This is a genomic window from Methanoregula sp. (assembly GCF_049690535.1).
Classification (GTDB): Archaea; Halobacteriota; Methanomicrobia; order Methanomicrobiales; family Methanospirillaceae; genus Methanoregula.
Genome location: NZ_JBAVMX010000135.1, coordinates 37,341 through 45,642, shown reverse-complemented (window position 1 = coordinate 45,642; position 8,302 = coordinate 37,341). Strand labels below are relative to the sequence as shown.

The 8,302-nt window shown below is 53.7% G+C and carries 8 protein-coding genes; 6 read left to right on the top strand and 2 right to left on the bottom strand.

Features of this window, described 5'->3' with window-relative positions:
- Window positions 1–262: 262 nt before the first annotated feature.
- Window positions 263–1,708 (top strand): amino acid permease, encoded by a 1,446-nt coding sequence (locus WCE46_RS10840; protein ID WP_424733737.1) that lies wholly within the window; start codon window positions 263–265, stop codon window positions 1,706–1,708.
- An 87-nt stretch (window positions 1,709–1,795) separates the two neighbouring features.
- On the opposite strand, the gene WCE46_RS10835 is transcribed toward WCE46_RS10840, so the two are convergent.
- Window positions 1,796–2,368 carry a flavodoxin family protein gene (locus WCE46_RS10835; protein ID WP_424733735.1) on the bottom strand — a complete coding sequence of 191 codons (573 nt, stop codon included), beginning with the start codon at window positions 2,366–2,368 and terminating at the stop codon, window positions 1,796–1,798.
- 206 nt (window positions 2,369–2,574) lie between these two features.
- Here WCE46_RS10835 and WCE46_RS10830 point away from each other — a divergent pair, with 206 nt between their 5' ends.
- From WCE46_RS10830 to WCE46_RS10820, 3 genes are all read left to right on the top strand, one after another.
- The gene (locus WCE46_RS10830) at window positions 2,575–4,173 is read left to right on the top strand and encodes a DEAD/DEAH box helicase (RefSeq protein ID WP_424733733.1); all 1,599 of its coding nucleotides are present in this window, start codon (window positions 2,575–2,577) and stop codon (window positions 4,171–4,173) included.
- 60 nt (window positions 4,174–4,233) lie between these two features.
- Window positions 4,234–5,664, top strand: coding sequence for a DHA2 family efflux MFS transporter permease subunit (locus WCE46_RS10825; protein WP_424733732.1), 1,431 nt, complete (start codon window positions 4,234–4,236; stop codon window positions 5,662–5,664).
- A 69-nt stretch (window positions 5,665–5,733) separates the two neighbouring features.
- Window positions 5,734–6,237, top strand: a complete 504-nt coding sequence (locus tag WCE46_RS10820; protein ID WP_424733731.1) for a hypothetical protein — start codon at window positions 5,734–5,736, stop codon at window positions 6,235–6,237.
- Between the two features lie 150 nt (window positions 6,238–6,387).
- On the opposite strand, the gene WCE46_RS10815 is transcribed toward WCE46_RS10820, so the two are convergent.
- Complete coding sequence (locus tag WCE46_RS10815) at window positions 6,388–6,843, bottom strand: Holliday junction resolvase-like protein (protein ID WP_424733730.1); 456 nt, start codon at window positions 6,841–6,843, stop codon at window positions 6,388–6,390.
- Window positions 6,844–7,198: 355 nt separating this feature from the next.
- Here WCE46_RS10815 and WCE46_RS10810 point away from each other — a divergent pair, with 355 nt between their 5' ends.
- Together WCE46_RS10810 and WCE46_RS10805 are read left to right on the top strand one after the other, a co-directional pair.
- Window positions 7,199–7,660: a hypothetical protein gene (locus tag WCE46_RS10810; RefSeq protein ID WP_424733729.1), complete on the top strand. Its 462-nt coding sequence runs from the start codon at window positions 7,199–7,201 to the stop codon at window positions 7,658–7,660.
- 231 nt (window positions 7,661–7,891) lie between these two features.
- Complete coding sequence (locus WCE46_RS10805) at window positions 7,892–8,179, top strand: hypothetical protein (protein ID WP_424733728.1); 288 nt, start codon at window positions 7,892–7,894, stop codon at window positions 8,177–8,179.
- Window positions 8,180–8,302 lie beyond the last annotated feature (123 nt).

The following is an 8,302-nucleotide window of genomic DNA, read 5'->3' as shown; positions in this document are numbered from 1 at the left end:
GGGCGTTATATTTTCCCTTTAGCGGTGTTCTGTAAGGAGTGTTTTTTGATCGGACTTTGTATTGTCTGGTACCCGATCGGGTTCCCGGAGGCCATTATGGGCCAGAATCCGGATTGGGGGTGTGCAGCAAACTTTGGGGTTATTGATCCATTCTGAAATTAATGAAGTACTGGGAAAGGGGGATGCAGTCGTGCAAACCCCCCCACCCATGCCCGCTCCGTTCCCTCTATTACCCGGGACACCGATCACTTTCATAAGCACCATGAATCTCCGAGCGCTCATCCCGGAAAACGCCCAGTCATTCAAAACCAAGACCATTAAAAAACTCACGGAGTGTACCGGTGGCGAGCACGCGCTCAAAAAAGTCCTCTCCCCGCTCGACCTCACGCTCATGGGCATCGGCGCTATCATCGGCACGGGTATCTTCGTGATAACAGGGGTCGTCGCAGCGAACTATTCCGGGCCGGCACTTGTCGTTTCATTTGTCATCGCTGGCATCGTCTGCACCTTTGCCGCCCTCTCATATGCGGAGTTTGCCGCGATGGTGCCTGTCGCCGGGAGTGCATATACCTACAGTTACGCGTCGCTTGGCGAGATCTGGGCTTGGATCATCGGCTGGGATCTGATCCTCGAATATGCGGTTTCGATTGCAGCAGTTGCGGTCGGCTGGTCGGGATACATAACAAGCCTCGCAGCAGGTGTCGGGATTACGATCCCCGCCGCACTCGCAAACCCACCCGGGACGGGCGGGGGACTGGTCAATATCCCAGCAATGACCATTATCCTGCTCGTAACCATTCTGCTCGTTATCGGGGTCAAGGAAAGTGTCCGAGTCAACACTGTAATCGTCTGCATCAAGATCGGCGTTATCCTGCTTTTCCTGTATCTTGCATTCGGGCACATCAGGCCGGCCAACTGGGTGCCGTTCATGCCGTTTGGCTGGAGCGGGGTTATTACCGGGGCCGCAATCGTCTTTTTTGCGTATATTGGTTTTGACGCGGTTTCGACTGCGGCAGAAGAAGTGAATAATCCGCAGAGGAACGTGCCCATCGGAATCCTCTCCTCGCTTGCGATCGCGACCGTGCTCTACATCGCAGTTTCCGCAGTCCTTACCGGGATTGTGCCGTATTCGCTCTTTGCCGGGACAAGCGCACCGGTTGCCTTCGCTCTGGGACAGATCGGGATCTCGTGGGGTTCGGCGCTTATCTCTGTCGGGGCGATCTGCGGGATCACTTCTGTCATTATCGTCCTCATGTACGGGCAGACCCGTATTTTCTTTGCAATGTCACGCGACGGCCTGCTTCCCGGTCTTTTCCGGCAGGTCCACCCGGTGTACAGGACACCGGTCAAGGTCACCATCCTTGTCGGGGCCGTCACTGCAGTCCTTGCCGGGTTTCTCCCGCTCACGACAATCGCAGAACTCGTCAACATCGGGACGCTTGCCGCATTCATCATCGTTTCGCTGGGCGTGATCGTGCTCCGTATCACGCAGCCATCCCTTCCACGGCCCTTCCGGTGTCCGCTCGTCCCCCTTGTGCCGAGTCTCTGCATCCTCTCCTGCGGGTACCTGATCCTCGCGCTCCCGCTTGTCACCCATCTGCGCTTTGTACTCTGGCTCGCCGTCGGGCTTGTGATCTATATTCTCTACAGCCGGCACCACAGCAGGATTAATGAAGATACGAGCGCACTCGATTGCTGGAAGGCATAAGAACCGGGCGATGATAATTACTAGGTATTCCTATCAGAATCAGCATCTCTGGAGTATCTGCACCTGAATAAAAAAACATGAAATAAATTATTTCTGCAGTTTTTTCATCACCCATGCCATATTTTCGCCCAGCACTTTCATAGTGGTAAGGCCCTCCTCATCCTTCTCCACATCCCCGGGATCAAGCCCGATCCCGACATTCCAGTAGCATGAGCCCGGCACCACCATCTGGCTGATAAAAAAGAAATGGTTGATCGTGTCGAATGTGTGGATCGCCCCGCCCCGGCGCACAGCAACAACTGCCGCGCCAACCTTGCGCCGGAACATGTGATCGTTTGCCATGGCAACAAAACCCGACCGGTCGATCAGGGCCTTCATCTCTGCTGTAACATCCGAGAAGTATGTCGGCGAAGCAAGGATGATCCCGTCCGCCTCGTCCATCTTTTTAATGCACTCGTTCGCAAAATCATCGATCACGCACCGGCGGTCTTTCTTTTCCCAGCACTTTCCACATCCCGTGCACCCATGCACCTTCTTTCCTGCGAGCTGCACCAGTTCGGTCTTGATCCCTTCTTTTTCCAGTTCTGTAAAGAGCGTCCGCACGAGGATCGCGGTGTTTCCGTCCTTGCGTGCGCTTCCGTTGATTGCGACAACTTTCATGCTCATTTTCTCCCTGATAATTCCCTATGGCATCGCCACGCACATAATCCTGTCAGTAGGCCGGGAGATACCGTAACAAATGGCATCAGACAACAGGTATCTCCCTTCATGTATGGCTGCTTAAGTGTTGAGCGCACCGGATGGATCCTGATGTGTCGGGTTTAGGGTACCATCTTATGAACCCACGCGCCAAATAGTCGTGCGATATGAACTCAAGGTTGCAGTTTTCGGATCTCTCACTATCAAAAGAGATCACGAAAGCCATAGAAAATATGGGCTTTGAAGAGCCCACCCCTATTCAGGCACTTGCCATCCCCCTCATCCAGTCCGGCAGGGACGTGACCGCACAGGCACAGACCGGCACCGGTAAGACATCCGCATTTGGCATCCCCGTCATTGAAAAGATTGATGCATCGCAACGGGTCGTACAGGCCATCGTCTTGTGCCCCACCCGGGAACTCGCCATCCAGATAGCCGAAGAATTCTCCCACCTCCTCGCCAACACCTCAAGAATTTCAGTTCTCCCGGTCTATGGCGGCCAGCCGATCGAACGCCAGCTCAAGGCGCTTGCCCACGGAGTCCACATCGTGATCGGTACCCCCGGTCGTGTTATGGACCACCTCAAGCGCCGCACCCTCCTGCTTGACAACGTCTCGATGGTAGTGCTCGACGAGGCCGACCAGATGCTCGACATGGGTTTCCGGGACGACATCGAGCGCATCTTAAAACGCGTCCCGCAGAACAGGCAGACACTCCTTTTCTCGGCGACGATGCCCCAGCCTATCATAGAAATATCGAAACGGTTCCAGAACAAACCCGAGTTTGTCCGTGTCGAGTATCAGGAACTCACCGTCCCTGCCACAGAACAGTCCTATGTAGAAGTCAGGGATCGTGACAAGCTCGAATCCCTCTGCAGGGTGATCGATGTTGTCGACCCGCACCTTGCGATCATCTTCTGCAACACGAAGAGAGGCGCGGAAGATCTCGCTGGTCGTGTCCGGGCACGGGGCTACCGCGCAGAAGAACTTCATGGCGACATGAAACAGACACAGCGTGATAGGGTTATGGGCGGATTCAGGAAAGGCTCCATCGATATCCTGATCGCAACCGACGTAGCGGCACGCGGGATCGACGTCGATGATGTGGACCTTGTGATCAACTACGATGTTCCACAGGACGTCGAATACTATGTCCACCGGATCGGGCGGACGGGACGGGCAGGGAAAAGCGGCAGGGCGATCACTCTTGTCACGCCACGAGACCTCACCAAACTCCGCGAGATCCAGAAATATATAAAAGTCCAGATCCCAAAAATTCCCCTCCCGACTGCAATCGATGTGGTCGAATCAAAGACGAAAATGATCCTCGAAGAAGTGCGCGAGTCAATCAGGCAGGGCGGCATCGAGCCATACTCCCGTATGGTCGAGCGGGAAAGCGAAGGAGATCTCACCACACTGGAAATCGCAGCCGCGCTCCTGAAAATGCGCATGGAGCCGGGCACGGACGCTAAAAAGGAGCATGCAAAACCGACAGATTTCGGCGACACCGGGGCAGAGGCCGGTATGGTGAGGTTCTTCTTGGGCCTTGGCCGCGACCATAATGTCGCACCAAAGGACATCGTAGGTGCCATCGCAAATGAGACCGGGATCGCCGGAAAATCCATAGGGGCAATACGGATTCTCGACACCTATTCCTTTGTCGAGATCCCGCGCGACTGTGCAGATGAGGTCTACACGATTATGAAGGAGCGCACGATCCGCGGGCAGCCTACCGGCATAGAACCGGCGCAGGGCCGACGTGAATAAGACTGCACCGGCAGATACAAATAAAAAACCCTATTTATCATCCCAAAAAGATCGCTTACCATGAGCGGGCATACAGTACTGCCGGCCCGCAAACAGCGGCTTGTTCTTGTCATTATCGCGTTTGCGGTCTTCATGGCGTCCCTCGACTCGACGATCGTAAACATCTCACTTCCGAGCATTGCAAAATCGTTTGACGCCGACATCAGCATGATCTCGTGGGTGTCCCTTTCCTACATTCTGGCGCTGGCCGGTTTCCTGCTGATCCTCGGTCGGCTTGCCGACCTCAAAGGGTTCAGGAAGGTGTTCATCGCCGGGTTTGTCATGTTTACCATCGGATCGCTCGCATGCGGACTCTCCGCGACGCTGAACCAGCTCATCGCATTCCGGGCCATGCAGGGAATCGGAGGAGCGGCCCTTGACGCACTCGCCCCGGCAATGATCGTTCTCTACCTCCCCGAGGAGACCCGGGGCAGGGTACTCGGGGTGCTTGCCACCGTCGTATCGATCGGTATTGCGGCGGGGCCGATCCTCGGTGGATTTATTACGGAATATTCAAGCTGGCACTGGATCTTCTTTATCAATGTCCCCATCGGTATCGTGGCCATCATCGGTGCATTCCGGCTCCTGCCGGGGGATCCTGAAATTCAAAAGAGCGCCGGATTTGACTATGCCGGATCGGTGCTCATCATTGCGGCACTCTCCTCACTGATCTACACGCTCAACCGGGGCCTTGAACTCGGCTGGACATCGCCGGTCATTATCGGCACGCTTCTCCTTACACTTGTCTGCGGGACACTCTTCTTTGTGCACGAACGGCGCACTAACGGTCCACTCATCGATATGCATCTGTTGGCTTCCAAGAATTTTGCTCTTGGAAACGCTGCCGGTATGATCCTTATGCTGGTCGATTGCGGCACGCTCTTTCTCATGCCATTTTATCTTGAGAACGCGAAAAACCTGCCGGTGGATAGTGCCGGGCTGCTCCTTGCCGTCCCTGCCCTCACACTCATGGTCTTCGGGGTTATTGCCGGTATGCTCAGCGACCGGTACGGCCCCCGCATCCTTACAACGGGAGCGGCCCTCCTTGCCGCAGGTGCGCTCTTTTTGTTTTCCGGGTTTGACGTTGATACCGGGGTCCCTTGTATCATCGCCACACTTGCCCTTTTTGGCGTGGCACTGGGACTTTTCTTCCCGCCCAACATGAGCCAGATCCTCGGGACCAGCTGCGGAGCGGGCAGTGAAGGTGTGGCATCCAGCATGATGATGACCATCCGTAATGTCGGGGCTGCCTTTGGTGTTGCCCTGTTCGGGACGATCGCAGTCTTTGTGATCATCAGCACCATGACCGTACGTGCTACCATGGACATCTCCCCGACTATTCTTGCTACAGGGTTCAGGGCCGCGTTCCTGTGGGGTGCAGTACTCTGTCTTGCCTGCGCCATCATTTCAGCGACAATTATTATTAGGGCCGATACTTCCAAAACTGCCTGAACCGGGCATACAATTTTTCTGGACCGGCCTCACGCAATCCTCAATATCTCACAGGGCGAAATATTCTCCATGAATATGAAAGTTATATTTGGCGGTATCGCTCTTCTGGTGCTCCTGCTCGTCGTCGCCGGATGCACGCAATCTGCGACCCAGCAGGCGACCCCGGCCCCTACGGCCGCTACAACCATGGAAATACCGGTAACCACTTCCGCGGCTACGGCAGTACCGACAACATTTGTTCCAGCCACCCCAGGCCCCACTGAAACACTGCCAAGCGCACAGTCAGTTGATGTCCAAGTCGCGAGCAACGGCGAGTCGATCAACCCTCAGGTGATCCTCACATTCCGGGGCGGCAAGGGTATGAATGTAATCCCTGAAATCGACATTACCCTCACGCGTTCCGATGGTACGGTGGAAAGCGACAAGATGGTACAGCCACTCTATGTCGGTAAAACCGTCAGCCTCGCAGGATCGACCGGCAACAATGACCGGGCCGAAGTCTGGGTGTACACCACGCAGGGTGACAAGGTCAAAATTATTGACGAGTACGTTCCCTTCCGGTCCTACAATTAACCTTTTTTTACTTCAGGAGTTCTTGGCGACATATAATCTGCATCTCATACAGGTGCCGTTCAGCCCGTATTGCCGGACTACTATACCAACGATACGTAATGGTGGATCATGATAGCCAGATTTTTTAGTTCGCCGGCCGGCTTTTTGGGCTCATTCATCCGTAAGGTGGAGGGTCTGCCATGTAACAGTTCGGTCTTCCACGGCTTTTTTTATCACCCTCTGTGTCCGGGTGAGCGTAGCGCTGCCATGCTTCACATCCATGAACACAATCCTGATGGTGGACCCTTTATCGTCAGCAACCGCTGAAAGGCCATCAAAGATGATGTAATCGATCGGAGATCCGATAAACCGGGCATCTGCAGGGAGATACCCGAAAGCGGGAAGCAGGGGTGCCATCTGTTCGGCGATCTTTCCTTTCAGGGTCGAGCGGGACCGGTTCACCGAGTCTTTCCGGATCTCCCCGGCAGCCTCAACTTTCCACCGCTCAAGTTCCGCCCGGTACCGTGCCTCAATTGCAGTGATCTGCGCTTTTACAAAAAACCAGCCGAGCGCAAACCCGATCACAAGAGCGATGACAACATACACGAGCACCTCTTCAAACGCCATATAGTGTAGTGCGGCGTCGGCCTTTTATTCACACCGGCATGCAGGGTGAAAATGAGCGATACCGGAAGACTCCGTAAAATAACCGGTAGGCGGTCTGGCACAGGCTGATCCTGGTGGATACTTCAGAAGTAAGTTGAAAATGAAGAGGACAGCGGAGCCAGATCCCCCAGAACCACGGCATGTAGCACACACATCCCTTGGGCAATCTCAGGATACATGATACTGATGGGCCGGACAACGGAAACTTTTCATTTTTGATACATGCCAGTTTCTGTCGCCGTTGTTCAGGAGAGCCACTATGGAAAAAGAACCACAATTCTTTTTTCCCACAGGGGTGACTTAGGAGGGTGTAGTTATGCAGAAACCTCAAGGCCGTAAATACCAGGTAGTCGAGGAGGCAGAGATCGACCTCGTCCTCAAGTGCAGGGATAGCCACGAATTTTACGAGCAGTATCTCAAGGTCTTCCCGGATACAAAGAAAGGTCTCGATAGTATCAGCAAGATCTGGAAACGCCGAAGCGAGTTTGCAAAGAAACGGCCACAGACCCTGCCGCAGGCAGAAACCGGCACAGCAGCTTCCCGCGAGATCCAGGCACTGATAACCGAGCAGACAAAGATCATGAGCGAGATGGCGGCACTCACCAAGGAGAACCTTGAAGTGAGCCGTCAGATCCTTGCGGCACTTGCACACCAGAACCATATCCTGACCGGGCATGAGGAAAAACCAAAAGAACCCGCGCATCCCGCCCAGCCCCAAAAACCGCCGGTGCAAAAGAAGGCCCCGGAAAAACAGACCCCGATCATGGTTGGATCCTAGCTGTGCACCGGATTTTTTTTGTTTTTTATAATCCCCCGCGCATATTTTTTTTAACAGGGTAGTCCCGGATTAATTCCCCTGTTTTTCCATCAATTTAAGAGATAACGTGTATAATTGCCATGGAAAGAGATGTTCGTTCCCGGATATTTGGTAAAATTTTGTGCAGAATGCTGATTTTACACCTCATATAACCCTATTCCTATATATACATCCAGACAAAACTTTTTGTATATGCCACGAGGACGACCAAAAGGCTCACGGAACCTGAGCGCGTATGAACGCGGAAAAGTAAAACGAATACGTGAGATCCTGTCACAAAAAGGGATCACGGATTTTGACAACCTGCGTGATCAGCAGATCCTCAATAATATTTATCTCAGCACAGAGGGAGAGATTTTTGTGAAATACGGGATGGGGAAAAATTTCAGCCCGGAAACCACGGCCCCGCGGAACCGGGCCGGGGAGAAGATCCTCGCGAAACTGGAAAAGAACATCGCCACTTTGCGCACCATTATCTGAAAACACCAGTAAAAAATTTTTAACGGAAATATTTTCAGACATACTGGGATAACTTACACACCTAGGGTTGTGCCGTTTTCCGGTAATGCTTTTTCCCGGAATCCCTGTTCTTTTTCAGTTATA

Excerpts from the sequence above, each read along its gene's own strand:
- WCE46_RS10840 (WP_424733737.1), top strand. The coding sequence starts at position 263 with ATGAATCTCCGAGCGCTCATCCCGGAAAACGCCCAGTCATTCAAAACC.
- WCE46_RS10835 (WP_424733735.1), bottom strand. The coding sequence starts at position 2,368 with ATGAAAGTTGTCGCAATCAACGGAAGCGCACGCAAGGACGGAAACACC.
- WCE46_RS10830 (WP_424733733.1), top strand. The coding sequence starts at position 2,575 with ATGAACTCAAGGTTGCAGTTTTCGGATCTCTCACTATCAAAAGAGATC.
- WCE46_RS10825 (WP_424733732.1), top strand. The coding sequence starts at position 4,234 with ATGAGCGGGCATACAGTACTGCCGGCCCGCAAACAGCGGCTTGTTCTT.
- WCE46_RS10820 (WP_424733731.1), top strand. The coding sequence starts at position 5,734 with ATGAATATGAAAGTTATATTTGGCGGTATCGCTCTTCTGGTGCTCCTG.
- WCE46_RS10815 (WP_424733730.1), bottom strand. The coding sequence starts at position 6,843 with ATGGCGTTTGAAGAGGTGCTCGTGTATGTTGTCATCGCTCTTGTGATC.
- WCE46_RS10810 (WP_424733729.1), top strand. The coding sequence starts at position 7,199 with ATGCAGAAACCTCAAGGCCGTAAATACCAGGTAGTCGAGGAGGCAGAG.
- WCE46_RS10805 (WP_424733728.1), top strand. The coding sequence starts at position 7,892 with ATGCCACGAGGACGACCAAAAGGCTCACGGAACCTGAGCGCGTATGAA.